The sequence below is a fragment of the Amycolatopsis sp. genome, from assembly GCF_035546795.1.
Lineage (GTDB): Bacteria > Actinomycetota > Actinomycetes > Mycobacteriales > Pseudonocardiaceae > Amycolatopsis_E.
The window spans coordinates 24,038-41,396 of record NZ_DASZWC010000058.1; the positions used below are offsets into that span (position 1 = coordinate 24,038).

General features: G+C 67.9%; 15 protein-coding genes. 7 read left to right on the top strand and 8 right to left on the bottom strand.

The annotated features are described in order from the left end of the window. Positions 1–121: 121 nt before the first annotated feature. Positions 122–1,222 (bottom strand): hypothetical protein, encoded by a 1,101-nt coding sequence (locus tag VHD82_RS29985; RefSeq protein ID WP_325711596.1) that lies wholly within the window; start codon positions 1,220–1,222, stop codon positions 122–124. Between the two features lie 126 nt (positions 1,223–1,348). On the opposite strand from VHD82_RS29985, the gene msrA reads away from it, so the two are divergent. From msrA to VHD82_RS30000, 3 genes are all read left to right on the top strand, one after another. After that, positions 1,349–2,011: a peptide-methionine (S)-S-oxide reductase MsrA gene (msrA, locus tag VHD82_RS29990; RefSeq protein WP_325711598.1), complete on the top strand. Its 663-nt coding sequence runs from the start codon at positions 1,349–1,351 to the stop codon at positions 2,009–2,011. Between the two features lie 97 nt (positions 2,012–2,108). Then, positions 2,109–2,723: a hypothetical protein gene (locus VHD82_RS29995; RefSeq protein WP_325711601.1), complete on the top strand. Its 615-nt coding sequence runs from the start codon at positions 2,109–2,111 to the stop codon at positions 2,721–2,723. 150 nt (positions 2,724–2,873) lie between these two features. Next, positions 2,874–3,464, top strand: coding sequence for an NYN domain-containing protein (locus VHD82_RS30000; protein ID WP_325711606.1), 591 nt, complete (start codon positions 2,874–2,876; stop codon positions 3,462–3,464). Positions 3,465–3,606: 142 nt separating this feature from the next. On the opposite strand, the gene VHD82_RS30005 is transcribed toward VHD82_RS30000, so the two are convergent. The 3 genes from VHD82_RS30005 to VHD82_RS30015 form a co-directional block, all read right to left on the bottom strand. Continuing rightward, positions 3,607–5,577 carry an ABC transporter ATP-binding protein gene (locus VHD82_RS30005; RefSeq protein WP_325711609.1) on the bottom strand — a complete coding sequence of 657 codons (1,971 nt, stop codon included), beginning with the start codon at positions 5,575–5,577 and terminating at the stop codon, positions 3,607–3,609. Further along, positions 5,577–6,131 (bottom strand): helix-turn-helix domain-containing protein, encoded by a 555-nt coding sequence (locus VHD82_RS30010; protein WP_325711906.1) that lies wholly within the window; start codon positions 6,129–6,131, stop codon positions 5,577–5,579. Before VHD82_RS30010 ends, VHD82_RS30005 begins: the two co-directional genes overlap by 1 nt. 74 nt (positions 6,132–6,205) lie before the next feature. Continuing rightward, positions 6,206–8,548, bottom strand: coding sequence for an oxidoreductase (locus VHD82_RS30015; RefSeq protein ID WP_325711612.1), 2,343 nt, complete (start codon positions 8,546–8,548; stop codon positions 6,206–6,208). Positions 8,549–8,651: 103 nt separating this feature from the next. Between VHD82_RS30015 and VHD82_RS30020 the strand changes: the two genes are divergently transcribed. After that, positions 8,652–9,656, top strand: a complete 1,005-nt coding sequence (locus VHD82_RS30020) for a hypothetical protein (protein WP_325711615.1) — start codon at positions 8,652–8,654, stop codon at positions 9,654–9,656. On the opposite strand, the gene VHD82_RS30025 is transcribed toward VHD82_RS30020, so the two are convergent. The 3 genes from VHD82_RS30025 to VHD82_RS30035 are packed head-to-tail and all read right to left on the bottom strand — an operon-like array spanning position 9,640 to position 12,270. Further along, a complete protein-coding gene (locus tag VHD82_RS30025; protein WP_325711618.1) occupies positions 9,640–10,413 on the bottom strand; it encodes an amino acid ABC transporter ATP-binding protein in 774 nt (257 codons plus the stop codon). The genes VHD82_RS30020 and VHD82_RS30025 overlap by 17 nt on opposite strands. Then, positions 10,410–11,348 (bottom strand): amino acid ABC transporter permease, encoded by a 939-nt coding sequence (locus tag VHD82_RS30030; protein ID WP_325711621.1) that lies wholly within the window; start codon positions 11,346–11,348, stop codon positions 10,410–10,412. Before VHD82_RS30030 ends, VHD82_RS30025 begins: the two co-directional genes overlap by 4 nt. A 1-nt stretch (position 11,349) precedes the next feature. Beyond that, the gene (locus VHD82_RS30035; RefSeq protein ID WP_325711624.1) at positions 11,350–12,270 is read right to left on the bottom strand and encodes an ABC transporter substrate-binding protein; all 921 of its coding nucleotides are present in this window, start codon (positions 12,268–12,270) and stop codon (positions 11,350–11,352) included. Positions 12,271–12,599: 329 nt separating this feature from the next. Between VHD82_RS30035 and VHD82_RS30040 the strand changes: the two genes are divergently transcribed. Beyond that, entirely contained in the window at positions 12,600–13,217 is a 618-nt protein-coding gene (locus tag VHD82_RS30040) for a DUF4232 domain-containing protein (RefSeq protein WP_325711627.1), read from the top strand. 115 nt (positions 13,218–13,332) lie between these two features. On the opposite strand, the gene VHD82_RS30045 is transcribed toward VHD82_RS30040, so the two are convergent. Next, positions 13,333–14,751, bottom strand: coding sequence for a M20/M25/M40 family metallo-hydrolase (locus VHD82_RS30045; RefSeq protein ID WP_325711630.1), 1,419 nt, complete (start codon positions 14,749–14,751; stop codon positions 13,333–13,335). Between the two features lie 368 nt (positions 14,752–15,119). On the opposite strand from VHD82_RS30045, the gene pdhA reads away from it, so the two are divergent. Continuing rightward, a complete protein-coding gene (gene pdhA / locus VHD82_RS30050) occupies positions 15,120–16,328 on the top strand; it encodes a pyruvate dehydrogenase (acetyl-transferring) E1 component subunit alpha (RefSeq protein WP_325711633.1) in 1,209 nt (402 codons plus the stop codon). Next, the gene (locus tag VHD82_RS30055; protein ID WP_325711636.1) at positions 16,328–17,356 is read left to right on the top strand and encodes an alpha-ketoacid dehydrogenase subunit beta; all 1,029 of its coding nucleotides are present in this window, start codon (positions 16,328–16,330) and stop codon (positions 17,354–17,356) included. Before pdhA ends, VHD82_RS30055 begins: the two co-directional genes overlap by 1 nt. The last annotated feature ends 3 nt before the right edge of the window (positions 17,357–17,359 follow it).

Consider the following 17,359-nt stretch of genomic DNA (forward strand, 5'->3'; position numbering starts at 1 on the left):
GGCGGCCGGCGATTGCGGCCACCACGACCCGACGTGTATAGCGACGTGCACATTGTGCACGGGTGCGGCCTACTGCGGCTGCGCGGGTCGTATTGTTATCTACCCGTCCGTAGCAGGCGTTTCATCCCACCGGAAGCGCCCCGGTGACCTGGGTGCGGATCTGCTCCAGCCGGGTGCGCAACTGCGCCGGATCGCTGCTCGAAGGCTGGGACACGCCGATGCCGATGGCGAGTGATCCCGACGTGTACCAGAGCGCACTGACCCGGCCGGTCGCGTTGCTTCCGGTGTAGGCGACCTCGGCCTCCGTCGGGCCGAGCGGCTCGGGGACGAACCCGTTGCCGGTGAGGTTCTTGCGCAGGGTGGCGACCAGTTTCGCGGCCTCGGCCGCCGACCTCGCGGGTACCGCCAGCACCATGTTGCCGTTCGGGCTGCCCGCCGGATCCGACGAAGCGCGGTAGACCAGTTCGTCCGCGCCGCCGGCCTTCATCAGGGCGGCATCGTTCTGCGAAACCAGCTGCAGCTGCACGGCCTTGTCGAGCGACATCGTCGAGTTGTTGGGGTTGGCGGCGCCGGGCAGCGTCGGGAGCCGGGCTTCGGCGGCACCGGCCGCGTCCTGCGGCGCGACGGTCGGGCTGGAGCTGGGCTGGGCCGCGGTGTTGTCGCCGCGCGCGCCGAGAAAGTAGGTGGCGCCGAGGATCATCGCCAGGACCACGAGAACGCCGAGGGTGACGAACAGCCAGGTGTACCTGCGGCGGGCGGGGCGCATCGGCCTGGTCGGCAGGCTCGGCACGGCCGGCGGTTGTACGGGCGGCGGGGTCAGGCCCGGCAGCGGACCGGTCCGCACCACGGGCGTGATCACCGTTGGCGCCTCGTGGATCGGCGGGTACGGCATGGAGTCCGTCGGCCGGTAGTCGGCCGGACTGGGCGCGCTGGTCGGACGGTCGGTGTGCAGCAGCGACTCGGACGGGCTCATGGCCGGCTCCGGCTGTGGCTCCGGGGCGGGCGGCTCCCACTGCTGTTCCGGAGCCGGGGCCTGCCATTGCTGCGCGGGCCCGACCGTCTGCCACTGCGACTGGCCCAGCGGCGCCGCGACCGGCGAGGCCGTGCCGCTGCCGGATGCGGCGGCGAGCAGCTCGTCCCGCTGTTTGCGGTGCTGGTGCAGGGTGATCTTGCCGCTGGCCAGCTCGGTGTCCAGACGGCGCAGCTCGTCCTGCCAACTCATCCGGGGCTCCTCGGGTGTGTTTCGGGCGCACGACCTGGAACAACGCCGGCCCAGCCCGTAACGGTAGCGCTATGGGGTGAACTTAGTCCGATCACTGGCCGTCTGGGACGTCGTACAGTTGGAAACATGGCGTGGTTCGGCATGGACAAGACGCGTCGCGTGACTGCCGACGAGGCGCTCCCCGGGCGAGCGGAGGGGCCGGCCACCTCCGAATGGCACGACGTGCACGAGGATCGCCGCATCAAACCCCCGTTCCCGGAGGGCCTGCGCACGGCGGTTTTCGGGATGGGCTGTTTCTGGGGCGCGGAACGGCTCTTCTGGCGCACCGATGGCGTGTACTCCACGGCGGTCGGCTACGCCGGCGGCCACACGCCCAACCCGACGTATGAAGAGGTGTGCAGCGGGTTGACCGGGCACGCCGAGGTGGTGCTCGTCGTGTACGACCCGGCGCGGGTTTCCTACGGGGCGCTGCTGAAGGTGTTCTGGGAGGGCCATGACCCGACGCAGGGCATGCGCCAGGGTAACGACGTGGGCACCCAGTACCGCTCGGCCATCTACTACACCGACGAAACCCAGCACACCGAGGCCGAAGCCTCGCGTGCCGTTTTCGAGGTTGCCCTGCAGGGCGCGGGCTACCGCATGACAACCACGGAGATCGCCCCGCTCGGCGCGTTCTACTACGCCGAGGACTACCACCAGCAGTACCTGCACAAGGTCCCCGACGGCTACTGCGGCCTCGGCGGCACGGGCGTTTCCTGCCCGGTGGGGCTCGGGGTGCGCCACATCTAGATCGCCTAGAAGGATCTTCGGGATTATCTAGATGGATTGACGGCCAGTGTTTGCGTCCTGTATCGTCTAATCAATCTGTTAGACGGGCGGTAGTGATATGGCCGATTTGCAGACGGCGACGAGCGCAGGTCTTCGTGAGTTCTTGGACTGGGCGGGCGGTAGAGCGGAGATAAACCCAACGACCGCTAACGCACTCAAGGGTGCTGTAGGCCAGATCCTCCAGGTGGAGGACGAGCCGGACGCTGTGGACGTGCGCTCCTTGGATGTTGAAGACGTCCTGGACCGGTTCGAGAACCGGTTCCGGACGAAATACACGAGCGGGAGCATGTCAACGTACAAGACACGCTTCCGGCAGGCAGTGTCGATGTATCTTGCGTGGTTGGACAAGGACCCGGGCTGGAAGACCGTTGTCAAGACCCGTCGATCGACGTCCGCCACTCCGAGAACACATGCCCAAAGCTCGGTACGTACGGCCACCCCAGAGCCTGTCGATGCCGTCTCGTTCGCAACTCCAGCAACTACGTCCAGCAGATTGGTGAAGCACCACCTGCCGCTCCGACCTGAGCTGATCATCGAAATCGAGTTGCCCGTCCATTTGACGAAAGGTGACGCAGAGCGCATTGCCTCGTTTGTCAGGAGTCTCGCCTTCGACGAGCCTTCGCACTCGGCTGCGCAGGACCCAGACCCTGAGTACCGCGAGGGGGCCGGCTAGATGAAGGTCAGGTTGTACGTAGACGGTTTCAACCTCTACTACTCGGGGCGTCGCTGGTTCGGGCGAGGAGTACCAGGCTGGAAGTGGCTCTCCCCTCGTGCGTTGGCAACCAGCCTCGTCGCAGAGCGAGCAAATTGGCACGGAGCGTTCGTGGATCGCGTGATCTACTGCACCGCGCGGATCGACGCGGCGGACGCACCATCAGCGTATATCGATCAGGACATCTACCTGAAGGCGTTGATGGCCGTTGGTGCGGTGGATCAGATTGAGTATGGGCACTACGTCGCCCGCGCCAAACAGGTTCCGCTGGCCATTCCATCAAGAAAGGGTCGTCCGCAGCTTGTCCGGCCGCCCTTGCAGCTACCGGCCGGGCTTCCCCTGAGCATCGCTTCTGATGGCAATGGCGGCCAGATTGTGCTGGCGACGGGATTGGTCCGGGAGGAGAAGGGCAGTGACGTCAATGTCGCAACTCACCTCTTGGTCGACGTGCTCGGCGGTAATGTCGACGCGGCCGTGGTGATCTCCAACGACTCAGATCTTGGCTTGCCGTTGAAGGTTGCTCGCAATTGCATACCGGTCGGATTGGTGAACCCGTCGCCGGGGTTCATGGCAGGTGCGCTTCAGGGGGAGTCGGCGGATGGCGTGGGCCGCCACTTCTGGCGGCAACTCCACCCGGAGGACTTTACTGCCCATCAGATGCCGAATCCGGCGGGAACGTTCACCAGCCCAGCTGGATGGTGACCGGCTGATGGTGCCGCGCGGCCGGTGTCCAGGTTGACTGATTCCATGTGCGCCGCTAACTTGATGCTACCCACCCGGTTCCCTCGCGGAGCCGGGTTTTCCTTATCTGGGCCTGCTGGCGACGTCGCCGTGTGCGGGAAGGCTAGCTCGCCACCTCCTTGTCGTCGTCCAGATATGCGGCCGCCTGCAGGGTGAACAGGTCGGCGTAGAACCCGCCCAGTGCCATCAGTTCGTCGTGCGTGCCGTGTTCGGCGAGCTTTCCGTGGTCGAGGAACAGGATTTTTTCCGCCTGCCGCACGGTGGAGAAGCGGTGCGAGATGTACAGCGTGGTGCGGCCGGCCGCGAGCGCGCGCAGCCGGGCGAACAGGTCGTGCTCGGCCTGCGCGTCCAGCGCCGACGTCGGCTCGTCGAGGATCAGCAGCGGCGCGTCCCGCATGAAGGCCCGCGCCAGCGCCACCTTCTGCCATTCCCCGCCCGACAGGCTCACGCCCTGGTCGAACCACCGGCCGAGCGGGCTGTCGTAACCCTTGGGTAGCCGCTCGATCCGCTCGGCGGCGCCCGCCCGGTTCGCCGAGTCGACGATCCGTGCCCGGTCGTCGATGCCGCTGAGCTGGCCGAGGCCGATGTTCTCCGCCGCGGTCCCTTGGTACGTCACGTAATCCTGGAACATCGCGCTGATCCGGCCGCGCAGCTCGTCCGGGTCGAACTCGCGGATGTCGTTGCCGTCCAACAGGATCCGGCCCGCGGTCGGATCGTACAGCCGGCACAGCAGCTTGATCAGCGTCGACTTCCCGGCACCGTTGCGGCCGACCACGGCCACCGTTTCGCCCGGCCGGATCTCGAAGGTGACGCCGTCCAGCGCGGGCTCGTCGGAACCGGGGTAGCTGAACGAGACATTCTCGAACCGGACATGACCGCGCACCTCGGCCGGCATCGGCCGCGGCGCGGCGGGCGCGACGATCGCCGGTGCGGTGCCGAGGAACTGGTACAGCGTGTCGAGATAAAGATTGTTCTCGTACATGCCGGTGAACCCGGTGAACAGGCCCTGGATCGAAGTCTGCACCGCGGTGGCCGCGGCGGTGTACAACGCGAGGTCACCGATGGTCAGCGTGCCCCGCACCGCTTCCAGCGCGATGTACAACGCGATCCCCGAACCGGCCACTGTGGACAGTAGGCTCCACGACGTGCCGACGAGATTCCGCTTCGTGGTGAGCTTCCGCTCGCGCGCGTAGTACGTCTGCCCGAGCCGCCGGAACCGGTCCACCAGGTACGGGCCCAGCCCGAAGAGCTTCGTCTCCTTGGCGTAGGTGTCCGTGGTGACCAGCGAGGACAGGTAGTCCATCCGGCGCCGGATCGGCGAGATGTACAGCGCCAGCATGAAGGCGCGCGAGCCGTACTTCGACTGCGAGATGAACGCCGGCACGGGCGCCAGCAGCGCGACGACGGCCAGCAGCGGGCTCACCGAAACCAGCAGCGCGACCATGCTCGCGAACGTCACGCCGGTGCGCGCCAGGCCGAGCGCCGAGGTCATCATCGAGACCGGCCGCGCCGGCGCCTCCTGCGACGCCTGGCGAAGCAGGTCGTAGGACTCCGAACCCTCGAAGAAGGCCAGGTCCAGCTTCGCCGCGTGGTCCATCACCTGATGCCGGATGGTCAGCGTCATCCGTTCCTGCAACAGCTGCTGCGCCACGTTCGTCAGCGCCGTGCTGACCGCGGTGAACGTGAAGATACCGAGCTGGAACGCCGTGATCTCGACGATCCGGCCGGTGGACCCGTGCCCCTGCACGGCCTGGACCACCGCGTCCAGCAACAGCTTCGCGACGTACGCCGTCACGGTCGGCAGCAGACCGCTGACCAAAGTGGACAGTGCGATCACGACGGTCATCGCCGGGCTCGCCTGCCACGTCAGCCTCGCCACCTTGGGCAGCCCGCGCACCGTGCCGCCGACGTTGGTGCGCAACCGGTGCCAGCGGGCCCGCAGGTCCTTCGCCTCGTCGTCCCGCTCCGGGTCCGGGATCTCGATCGGGCCGGTCAGCCCGCTGTCCGGCACCGAACTGGCCGCCGCTTTCAGTCTTTTGCGCACGCCGATCGGAGGCGCGCCACCACCGTGCATCAACTCCCCGCCACCGCCCCGTGCAGGAACACGTCCACCAGTTCCGCCGCCGTCGTCGGGTTTTCCTGATTCCGCACCCGGCTGAACAGCAGGGACAGAAAGAGCCCGCTCAGCTTGTCCGCCGGCAGCCGCAGGGTGGCCGCGTCCGGCTCGAACAGCTCCGCGATCGCCTCTCGCATCGCCGCGAACGATTCGGCCCGGTTTCCCTTGCCGTGCTTGCGTTCCCGGCGGCGCCCCGACGCGTGTATCGCCGATGCGACCGCGCCCATCCGCTCCAGATGCGCCGAGAGCGCTTCGGCCGCTTCGGTCAGGCGGCCGGCGAGCGGTTGGTCCAACGGGATTTCGGCGATCAGCTCCAGCGCGCCGTCCGGGCGCAACGCCTCCACGAGGCAGGCATCGACAAGTTCGTCCTTGTCCTTGAACGCGCGGAAGATGGTGCCCTCGCCGATGCCGGCCGCGCGCGCGATCTGCGCCGTGGTGACCGCCGCACCGTGCTCGACGACGAGCGGGAGCACGGCGCGCACGAGCATCTGCCGGCGGTCCTCCGGGCTCATGGCGCGCGCACGCCTTTTGGTCTGAGGTTCGGTCATGCACCCCAGTTTGCGGAGTGAGCGCTCACTCCGTCAACTCATTTCTCCCGGCGGATCATCCGTCCCGCGCCGGCGGCCACCGTCGTCGCGAAGATCCAGCCCATCGCGATGAACCCGTCACTGACCCATTTGTCCACGTCATGCATGTACCAGCGGCCCTTGTTGCCGAAGTCGACGATCGGTACCAGCAGATCCGCCGTGTACAGCACCGGGTTCCACTGCATCCCGCTGTCCTGGGAGTTGACCACGCACCGGGGACCCACGGCCAGCAGCGCGTTCGCCCCCACGCGCACGTCGTGCACGCACGAGTCCGTGCCCATCCCGAAGTACAGGCTGCCCACCACCAGCAGTCCGACGAGCCAGCCGAGCGCACGCGCCGGCCGGTAGCCGTAGCCGACCATCCAGCGCTGCAGCCAGCTCCACAGCCGCACGCCCGGCCCGAAGATTTTGTAGCCTTGTGCGAGCGCTTCGTAGCGATATTGCTGTTTGCGGAACAGCACTGTGTCCGCATGTTCCTCGTTGCCCGCGCTGCGCAGCATCGCCGCGAGCTGGTCGTACGGGCCCGGCCGGTAGCCGGCCATCGCTTCGCGCAGCTGCTTGATCCGCACGTTCACGGCTTCGTCGTTCTTCATCCCGATCGGGCGCCGGAGCACGTCGTACCGGAAGTCTTCGAGCTCGATCCCGCGCGGGGTGTCCCAGAATGCGTCGTTGTCGTCGAGTGTCCGGCAATGAGCGTGCCGCAACAGGATCCGGCCTTCGGGCGGGCGCCCCGGGGTGAGCAGCAGCTCGTCGGCCGACAGGTCGCTGGCATCGAGCGCGATCCCGTGCTGCGCCAGCGACCCGAGCAGCGAGCCGGAGAGATCGACGCGGCGCACGGCGGTGGCACCGTCCATGTTGACCCCGCCCGTCGCGCGGAACATCCGGTCACCGGACGGGGTCAGACTGATGTTGCGGCCGACCCGGACGGTGCGCAGATCCACCGAGTAACTCGTCTGCGTGCGCACTGTCGGCCTGCTGACGTCGGTGCCGTAGAGATCGATGCTGCCGCCGACCTCCGCGCCCTGCAGCCGCACCGTGCCCTCGATGTTCGCCTCGGTGAGCTGCACGTTCCCGACGACCTTGATGCGCCGCGCGGACAAGACGTCCCGCTCCGCGTGCTTGAGCTCGACCCTCGCGGCGAGCATGTTCCCGCCGATGCTGACGTCCGCCATCCGCAGCTGACCGGAGGGCACGCGCAGTCCGGTCGCCTCCAGATCGCCGCTGATCTCGCTGCCGTCCAGATGCACGGCGCGGTCGTAGAACGGCTCGACCTTGCCCTTCGTCACCTTCACCCGCGCCTGCGCGAGCCGCAGCGTGCCACCGATCCGGGTGTTGATCATCCGCAGCGTGCCCACCGCGGCGAGCCCGTCGGACAGCTCCACGTTGCCGTCCACGCGTAGCCGGTCGGCCACCAGCGCCGGCCATGGGTCGACGTACGGGTCGCTGGAATCCCATGCCTCCGCGGGAATGTGGCCACGCTGCGGGCAGGCCAGATCCGCGCCGCGGAACACGATGTCCCCGTCCACCCTGGCACTGGGCAGATGCAGCACACCACGCGCGACGAACGGCTGCTTCTTCTCGGCCGCGCCGTAGTTGTCCACCTCGCACAACAGGCTGCCGCCGATGTGCACCCCGTTGCCGTCGAGGGCGAACCCGGTCGGATTACGCAGCGTGGCCCCGGAGAAGTTGACGTTACCGCCGGTCCACATGCCAGGCAGCCGGACCTGGCCATCGGCGCGCAACCGGTACGCCAGCAACGCGCCGCTGATCTTCAACCTGTCCGCCTGCAACGCCCGCCCATGCGCGGACGCGATCTGCGTGCGGGTGAGCACCAGCGAACCCTCGATCACCGCGTCCGTCAGGTTGATCGCCGCATCCGGCACGCCGCGCTCGCGCGTGGAACCGCGCTGCACCGCCGTTTCGCCGTCGTCGGTACCGCCGGGGAACGGCTGCACAACACTCCGGATCAACCGCACATCGTTGCGGCTGCGCAGGTTCCGTGCCTTGAGCCCGGGCAGCCAGCAGCGCCGGAACACCAGGCCCAGCAATTTCGCTTCGCGCACGTCCGGCGGGTTCTCGAACCGGCAGTTCTCGAACCGGAACAGGCAGTCGAGATCCGCGCCGCGCAGATCCAGCCTGCCGGTGATGTAGACGTTTTCCACCGGCACGATCGGCGCGTTGCTGGTCTGTTTCCACCGGCGCAGCAGCCCGCCGTTGCCCGGCTCCAGCAGCGGTTTGAGGATTTCGGCCGCGGAAATGTGATAACGGGCGTCGGGCACCCCGGCGAACGGGTCCAGCGGCGGCAGCTCCCGATCAAGTGATCCCGTCTGCCCGTTCGCCATGAATGCACTCCTCGTATCCGACGCATTACCGACTTTAGTCGGACGGTTACTCCGGAAGTGCCGTTCCGCTGAACCCGCGGGAGAACGGAGCTATCGTCGGATTGTGGAGGCGCTCGCCGAACTGAGAGTAGTCACCGATGCGGTGACCTACGGGGAGCTGACCACTCTGCGTCGCCGGCTGTGGGCCGATGAGGAGAACGCTTACCGTTGGTCCGGGCAATATCTGCCGCCGGCGCCCGAGGAACGGCACGAAATCGAGGCCGAGTTCGAGGCCGCGGTGCGCCGGGCCGTGTCCGCCGGCGGGCCGCTCGGCCGGTGGTGTGCACAGCTGCGCGAGGAGATCGCGCCGGCCATGTCGTTGAGCAGGCTGCTGGCGCGGAACCCGAACCTCGACTACCCGGTGATCTCCCCGAACGTAGCGGCCTGGCGGGTGCTGGCCCGCTTCGGCGGGGTGTTCGAGGTCGCGCAGGGCTGGGCCGCGGTCCCGGATCTGAGCACGGCCATCGCCACCACCCGGGAATCCGTGGCCGCGCTTTCCCACGGCATCGCCTCACCTGCGGAAGCCATGGCAGCGCAAGGCTTTTCGATGAGCGACGAGGAACTGGTGTCCTGGCTGTGGTTCAGCGGCTACCGTGCGTCGCCCGCCGAGCTGCACCAGCCCCGCCGCGCCCTGCATCGCGCGTACGAGCGGATTTCGCCTGGCAGGCGGACGATCCGCGGCCCGACCGCCACCGACTCCACCGCCGAACTGCTGACCCGCACCGGTAAACCACTGCACCTCGACGAAATACTGGGCGGACTGGAGCGCCGCTACAGCCGCGGCCCGTTGTACAACCGGCTCAACGCCGACGACCGGTTCATCCGCGTCGCACCGAGCACTTTCGCGCTCGCCGCCTGGAACATCGAGCCACACGCCGTGCCGGCCGGATCGAGCACCGACAACGCGATCCGCCTGATCCAGACCGCCGGGCGCGCCCTCCATCTGGACGAAATCCGGGCCAGGCTGGAAAAACCGATCACCCGCGAGGGACTGCGCAACGCTCTCAACGCCACCGGCAAGCTGATCCGCGTCGCGCCGTCCACCTATGACATCAGGCGTTCGGGTTGAGCACGCGCGACAGGAAACCGCGGGTCCGCTCGTGCTTCGGCGCCGAGATGACCTGATCCGGCGAGCCCTCCTCCACCACGACGCCCTCGTCCATGAACACGACCTTGTCCGCCACCTCACGCGCGAACTGCATCTCGTGCGTCACCACGATCATGGTCATGCCGTCGTTGGCCAGCTGCCGCATCACGCCCAGCACGTCGCCGACCAGCTCCGGGTCGAGCGCCGACGTCGGTTCGTCGAACAGCATCAGCTTCGGCTGCATGGCCAGCGCCCGCGCGATCGCGACCCGTTGCTGCTGCCCGCCGGACAACTGCGCGGGGTAGGCGCGTTCCTTGTCCGCCAGGCCGACCCGTTCGAGCAGCGCGCCGGCCCGTTCCCGCGCGGCGGACCTGCTCTCGCGCCGCACCTGCACCGGCGCCTCCATCACGTTCTCCAGCGCGGTCATGTGCGGGAATAGGTTGAACCGCTGGAACACCATGCCGATGTCCTTGCGCTGCTGGGCGATCTCGCTTTCACGCAGCTCGTAGAGCTTGCCGCCGTGCTCGCGATAGCCGACGAGGTGCCCGTCCACGTACAGCCGCCCGGCGTTGATCTTCTCCAGGTGGTTGATGCAGCGCAGCAACGTGGACTTGCCGGAGCCCGAAGGCCCGATGAGGCAAGCGACCTCGCGCGGTGCGACCTCGAAGTCGATGCCCTTGAGCACCTCGAGCCTGCCGAACCGCTTGTGGATGCCCTGCGCCTGGACGACCGGGGTCATTGCGCGCCACCTCCCTTGCCACCCGAGCCGAAGGTGAACCCGAACAGCCGGGTGCGCCATCTGTCGCGCTCGGCCACCGCACGTGAAGTGCCACGGGCGAAGTACTTCTCGATCTGCATCTGGATCACGGTCAGCACCGAGGTCATGAACAGGTACCACAGCGCGGCGGTGATCAGCAGCGGGGCGATCTTGTAGTTCTGCGCGTAGATCTGCTGCGCCGACGTCATCAGTTCGAAGTAGCCGATGACGACCACCAGCGACGTGGTCTTGAGCATCGCGATGGTCTCGTTGCCGGTCGGCGGGATGATCACCCGCATCGCCTGCGGCAGGATGATCCGCCGCAGCGTCTTGGCCCGCGACATGCCCAGCGCGCCGGCCGCTTCGAGCTGCCCCGAGTCGACCGACAGGATCCCGCCACGCACGATCTCGGCCATGTAGGCGGCTTCGTTCAGGCCGAGCCCGAGCAGCGAGGCGATGAACGGCGAGATCAGCGTGTTCGTGTCCGAGCCGATGAACTCCGGCCCGAACGGGATGCCGAGGCCGAGGCGCGGGTAGAACAGCGCGAGGAAGTTCCAGAAGATCAGCTGGGTGATCAGCGGGGTGCCGCGGAACAGCCAGATGTAGATGCCCGCCGCACCGGAGGCCAGCGGGTTCGGCGACATCCGCATCACGGCCAGCAGCACGCCGCCGAGCACGCCGATCACCATCGAGATGACCGTCAGGATCAGGGTGTTCTGCAGTCCGCGCAGGATCCGGTCGTCGAACAGGTAGTCGCCGACCACGCTCCACTGCATGTTGGCGTTGGTGATGACGCTGCGGATCACGATCACGGCGATGATCGCGATGATCACGCCCGCGACCCAGCGCCCGTAGTGCCGCACGGGCACCGCACGGATGTCTTCGGCGGTGCCCGTGCTTTCGGAGGTCTCGGTCATGTCAGCTTGCCGGGTTGATTTCCGCCTTGGTGATCGCCCCAGCGGTGCTCAGGCCCCACTTGGCGAGGATCTTGGCGTAGGTGCCGTCGTCGATCAGCGCCTGCACCGCACCCTGGATGGCCTGCGAGTACGTGCCCTGGTCCTTCTTCAGCGCGATGCCGTAGGGGGCGGTGTCGTACGGCTGGCCGACCACCTCGACGGCGCCGTCGGTCTGCTTCACCGCGTAGTCGACCACCGGCGAGTCGGCCAGCATGGCCTGGCTGCGCTTGGTGGTCAGCTGCAGGTTCACGTCGGTCTGCGCCTGGAACTGCTGCACGTTGATGGCGGGCTTACCGGCCTTGGTGCAGTCGCCGGAACGCTTGGTGACGTCGTCGACCTGCACGGTGCCCTGCTGCACGGCCACGTTCTTGCCGCACAGGGTGTCCAGGGTGATGTTGTCCGGGTTGCCCTTCAGCACGCCGAGCGAGGTGCCGGCGCTGTAGTAGCTGACCATGTCGACGGTCTGCAGGCGCTCGGCGTTGATGGTGAACGAGGACATCGCCAGCTCGTACGAGCCGGAGCTGAGCCCGGCGAGGATGCCCGAGAAGGCGGCGTTCTGGTACTCCATCTTCAGGCCGAGCTTCTCGCCGATGGCGTTGCCGAGGTCCACGTCGAAGCCGCTGACGGTGCCGTTGTCCACGAACTCGTTCGGCGGGTAGGTCTGGTCCTGTCCGACCACGATCTTGCCGTCGGCCTTGACCGCGTCCGGCACCAGCGCGGCGAGCTTGTCGTCCTTGACCGGAGCCGGCACCTGGCTCGCGGCGGCGCTGCTGCTGGGCGCAGATCCGCCGCCGTTGCCGCTCGCGCCGCAGGCCACGGTCAGGCCGGCCAAGGCCACGGCCGGAAGCAGGGCTAGCGCCTTGAAGTGTGTTGCACGCGCCACGATGGTCACTCCTAGTAGGTCATACCGTGTGAGTGCCCGCATCCTGCCATCCGAACGGGGCAGGGCGCACCATCAGCAAGGTCACGTCGTGGTTCCAACCAATCGGGCAACGGCCTGGTAACACCCGCTTAACCCGTGCCCGGGGCGACGCCTGGGGTGTCCACATCGGACAATTCGGCCGCGCGTACTTCCTTATGACGTCTGGAGTTCACGCGGGTTGCTTCGCTGCGGGCGATCCCACAGGCGTGCATCCGGAACCGATCATGAACGTCTTTCTGGGTGAGAGCGAACGAGGTGAGTAAATCACCAACACAGGACAGGGGAACGCCATGATCATCCGCAAGACGCTTCGCCGTACCGCCGCCGCCCTCGCTGTCACCGGCATCGCCGCAGGTGGCTCGGCGCTTTTGGCAGGCACGGCCGCCGCGGCCGACGGGTTCACCCTCGGCGCCGCCACCGCGTCCATCTCGCAGGCGCCCGGTGCGGGTTCGGCCTCGTCGGCGTCCAGCGTCGCCGAGTGCACCGCCAACCAGTTCACGGCCAAGCTCGTCTACGGCGGCGCCGGCATGGGCAACCGCGACGCCGCGATCCAGCTGACCGCCAACCCCGGGGAGCGCTGCTACCTGCCGGCCGATCTCACGACCAACCTCGTCGGCGCGGACAACGTGCTGCTGGCCGACCAGGCCCCGGCCGGCTCGCCCGACGTGGCGCTGACCGACGGGTCCTCGGCGTACATCCCGCTGCACTGGACCAGCATCGAACCGTCGTCCGCGCAGCAGACGCCGAACGCGATCACCTTCGACGCGCCGAGCGACTCCAACATGCACGGCGACTACATCAACCCGACCGTCGAGCTCCCGTGGGACCTCGGTGCCGTCGACGCCGACCAGACCAGCCACACCATCGAGGTCGGCGCCGTCACCCAGGGCACCGCGCCCACCGCGTGACTCCGCAAGCGGCACGGCGCGCCGGCCCGCGTCATATGTAGTGGAAGGCCGCCGTCGGGCGGGCTGCCGGGTTCACTTCGCGAGGTCTACTGACCCGCGCACCTACAAAACCAACTCAACCTCGCGCGTGCGCGTCCAACGTGTGCGCGACCGCTTCGGTCAGTCGCCGGGCCTGGGCCAGGTGCAGCCATTCGTCCGGGACGTGGGCGTTCGAGTCCGGGCCGAGCGCGCCGGTGACCAGGAACTGCGCCGACGGGTACTTCGCCGCCAGCAGGCCCATGAACGGGATCGAACCGCCGAGACCGACGCTTCGCCACGGGGCGCCGAACACCTCGTCGCTCACCTTCTCCAGCGCCGCCGCCAGCCACGGCGCGGCGTCCGGCGCGTTCCAGCCGTTCGCATGCTCCACGCCGGACAACTCGACCTTCGCCGAGAACGGGACATCCGTGGTCAGCGCCTTCTCGACCGCGTTCAGCGCCGCCGCCGAGTCGGCTGTCGGGGGCAGCCGGAAGCTCAGCGCCAGCGTTGTCGAGTCGCGCAGGACGTTGCCTGCTTCGGCCGGATCCGGCAGGCCCGCCGCGCCGATCACCGACAGAGTCGGCCGCCAGCTGTTGTTCAAGGTCAGCTCGAGCTCATCCTCCGACACCGGCCGCATGCCTTCGACCAGCGGGAACGCCGACTTCACCGCGCCCGGGGCCACCTCGACCGTCGCCCGCGCCTCGGCGACGCGGTTCTCCGGGATGGTCACGTTCAGCTCACCGAGCAGGATTTCGCCGGACTCCGCGTCCTCCAGCCGGTCCAGCAGCCGCCGCAGCACCCGGAAGGAACTGGGCACCACACCGCTGGCGAGCCCGGAATGCTGCGCCGACTCCAGCACCCGCGCCGTCACGTGCACCTGCACCAGGCCGCGCAGGCTCGTGGTCAGCCACAGCCGGTCGTAGTCGTTGCCGCCCGAGTCGAGGCAGATCACGAACGAAACCTCGCCCAGCCGCTCGGACAGGTGCTCCAGGTACACCGGCAGATCCGGGCTGCCCGACTCCTCGCCGGTTTCGAGCAGGATCACCGACCGTGCGTGTTTGCCGCCCGCCGCGTGGATCGCTTCCAGCGCCGTCACCGCCGCGTAGCCCGCATACCCGTCGTCCGCCGAGCCGCGGCCGAAAAGCTTGTCGTCCCGCACGACCGGCGTCCACGGGCCCAGTCCCTCGGACCAGCCACCGACCGGCGGCTGCTTGTCCAAGTGCCCGTACAACAACACCGTGCCGCGATCCTCCGCGCCGGGGCTGGCCGGCACGTCCACCAGCAGCAGCGGGCTGCGGTCGGCCACGCTGATCACATCGAGTTTCGCGCCCGGCAGGTGCCTGGCCTCGATCCAGCCCCGGACGTGTTCGATCGCCGCCGCCAGGTGCCCGGTCGTGGCCCATTCGGGATCGAAACCCGGGGACAGGGCGGGGATCTCCACCAGCCCGGACAGACTCGGCAGGACGTCGTTCGCCCACAGCCTGGACACGGTTTCACGCACGGTTGTCTGTTCCACGGCGCCATTCTGCCAGCGCCACGCCGGTGTGGCGCAGGTCACGACAGCGCCTGGTCCGGCGCGGCCACCCGCCTGCCCGTCCTTGGCACGCAGCTCAATCACCTGCTCACGCCGCGTGTGCAAGACCGACTTTCGGCGGCCCCATCATCGGTAGTCCTAGGATTTCCGCAGCTCAAGCGGGTTTTCCGGGCAAAAAATAAGTCGTCGGCCCTCACCCGCGCCCGCTTGTTCGTGCCAGGATGTTCGGCATAAGCCGTCACGGCCGACGGCTGCCCGAGTGCTTCGGACCCGATGCGCAGGCAGCCACCGGCGCCGTCGCGAAGCCGCCAAAAGTGGAGTCGCGGCATGACATCGAGGAGAACACGCGCATGTCGTCCCCAGAACAGTGGACGCACCCGGAGCCCGGAGAAGGACCGGCCGCGCAAGCGGCACAACCGTCCCGGGAGCAGGTGATCGCCGGTTTGCGAGCAACGACCGAAGGTGGCGCTGAGCTGACTCAGCTGCTCACCCCCGAAGGCGAACGAATCGCCTCTGCACAGTTCGACCGCTACGTCGCCGACATCGACGCCGAAGCGCTGCGCGGTCTCTACCGCGACATGGTGCTGGTGCGCCGTGCGGACCGCGAGTCCAACGCGATGCAGCGCCAGGGCCAGCTCGGCATCTGGGTCCCGCTGCTCGGCCAGGAGGCGGCGCAGATCGGCTCCGGCCGTGCGCTGCGGCCGCAGGACATGGCCTTCCCCAGCTACCGCGAGCACGGCGTGGCGTATGCCCGCGGCGTCGATTTCCGTGAGCTGCTGGGCATTTTCCGCTGCACCGACCACGGCGGCTGGGACTTCAAGGCCCACGGTTTCCACCCGTACACCATCGTCATCGGCAACCAGGTGCTCAACGCCGCCGGCTACGCGATGGGCCAGAAGTTCGAGGGCAGAGTTGGGGACGACGACGGCGAGGCCACGATCTGCTACTTCGGTGACGGCGCGACCTCGCAGGGCGACGTCCACGAAGGATTCGTCTGGGCCGCGGTGTACGACGCGCCGCTGGTTTTCTTCTGCCAGAACAACCAGTGGGCCATCTCGGAGCCGACCGAACGCCAGTCCCGCCTGCCGCTGTACCAGCGCGCCCGCGGCTACGGCTTCCCCGGCATCCGCGTGGACGGCAACGACGTGCTGGCCTGCCTCGCGGTTTCCCGGTGGGCGCTCGACGAATGTCGGCACGGCAACGGCCCCGTCCTGATCGAGGCCTTCACCTACCGCATGGACGCGCACACCACCACCGACGACCCGACCCGCTACCGGCTCTCCGACGAGCTGGAGGCGTGGAAGCTGAAGGATCCGATCGAGCGGGTGCGGGCTTTCCTCGCGCGCAACGGTTTCGCCGACCAGTCCTATTTCGACCAGGTACAAACCGAGGCCGACGCGTTTGCCGCGGAGCTGCGGGACTTCTGCTTCAACATGCCCGAACCGCCGCCCGAGCGGGTGTTCGCCAACGTCTACGCCGAACCGTCCCCGGTGCTCGACGCGCAGCGCGAGGAATTTCTGTCCTATTTGGACGGATTCGCCACGGTGGGTGAGCGCTGATGGCCGCCCCCGTGAAGTCCCGAGCGGACGAAACAGTGTCCAGTGTGCAGACGCTGACCATCGGCAAGGCCCTGAACCTCGGGCTGCGCGCCGCGATGGAAGCGGACAGCAAGGTCATCATCATGGGGGAGGACGTCGGCAAGCTCGGCGGCGTCTTCCGGATCACCGACGGCCTGCAGAAGGACTTCGGGGAGCAGCGCGTGCTGGACACGCCGCTGGCCGAGTCCGGGATCATCGGCACCGCCGTCGGGCTCGCCGTGCGCGGGTTCCGCCCGGTGTGCGAGATCCAGTTCGAGGGCTTCATTTTCCCCGGGTTCGACCAGATTTCCAGTCAGCTGGCCAAACTGCACTACCGGACGCAGGGCAGGATCAAGGTGCCGATCGTGATCCGGGTGCCGTTCGGCGGCGGGATCGGCGCGGTCGAGCACCACTCCGAATCGCCGGAGTCGTTGTTCGCGCACATTCCCGGGCTGAAAGTCGTCTCGTGCTCGAACCCGGCGGACGCGTACTGGATGATCCAGCAGGCCATCGCCACTGACGACCCGGTGCTGTTCTTCGAGCCGAAACGCTTGTACCACAACGGTCAGCTCAGGTCCGAAGTGGACACTGTGAATCCGGTGGGCCCGCTGTTCGCCTCCCGGGTGCTGCGCCAGGGCACCGACGCGACGCTGGTGGCGTACGGGCCCTCGGTCAAGGTCTGCCTCGACGCGGCCACGGCGGCCGCCGAGGAGGGCAAGTCGCTGGAGGTCATCGACCTGCGCACGATCTCGCCGCTGGACCTCGGTCCGGTGTTCGAGTCGGTGCGCCGCACCGGCAGGCTGATCGCGGTCAGCGAGGCCTCCGGCGAATCGTCGGTCACCTCGGAGATCGCCGCGCGGGTGCAGCAGGAGTGCTTCTATTCCTTGGAGGCCCCGGTGTTGCGGGCCACCGGCTTCGACACCCCGTACCCGCCGTCGAAGCTGGAGGAGTATTTCCTGCCGGATCTCGACCGGGTGCTGCACACCGTCGACCGATCGCTGGGGTGGTGAAGC

What these genes read in the sequence shown, in the direction of transcription:
- VHD82_RS29985 (WP_325711596.1), bottom strand. Translation starts at nt 1,222, where the DNA reads ATGAGTTGGCAGGACGAGCTGCGCCGTCTGGACACCGAGCTGGCCAGC.
- msrA (WP_325711598.1), top strand. Translation starts at nt 1,349, where the DNA reads ATGGCGTGGTTCGGCATGGACAAGACGCGTCGCGTGACTGCCGACGAG.
- VHD82_RS29995 (WP_325711601.1), top strand. Translation starts at nt 2,109, where the DNA reads ATGGCCGATTTGCAGACGGCGACGAGCGCAGGTCTTCGTGAGTTCTTG.
- VHD82_RS30005 (WP_325711609.1), bottom strand. Translation starts at nt 5,577, where the DNA reads ATGCACGGTGGTGGCGCGCCTCCGATCGGCGTGCGCAAAAGACTGAAA.
- VHD82_RS30010 (WP_325711906.1), bottom strand. Translation starts at nt 6,131, where the DNA reads ATGAGCCCGGAGGACCGCCGGCAGATGCTCGTGCGCGCCGTGCTCCCG.
- VHD82_RS30015 (WP_325711612.1), bottom strand. Translation starts at nt 8,548, where the DNA reads ATGGCGAACGGGCAGACGGGATCACTTGATCGGGAGCTGCCGCCGCTG.
- VHD82_RS30025 (WP_325711618.1), bottom strand. Translation starts at nt 10,413, where the DNA reads ATGACCCCGGTCGTCCAGGCGCAGGGCATCCACAAGCGGTTCGGCAGG.
- VHD82_RS30030 (WP_325711621.1), bottom strand. Translation starts at nt 11,348, where the DNA reads ATGACCGAGACCTCCGAAAGCACGGGCACCGCCGAAGACATCCGTGCG.
- VHD82_RS30040 (WP_325711627.1), top strand. Translation starts at nt 12,600, where the DNA reads ATGATCATCCGCAAGACGCTTCGCCGTACCGCCGCCGCCCTCGCTGTC.
- pdhA (WP_325711633.1), top strand. Translation starts at nt 15,120, where the DNA reads ATGTCGTCCCCAGAACAGTGGACGCACCCGGAGCCCGGAGAAGGACCG.
- VHD82_RS30055 (WP_325711636.1), top strand. Translation starts at nt 16,328, where the DNA reads ATGGCCGCCCCCGTGAAGTCCCGAGCGGACGAAACAGTGTCCAGTGTG.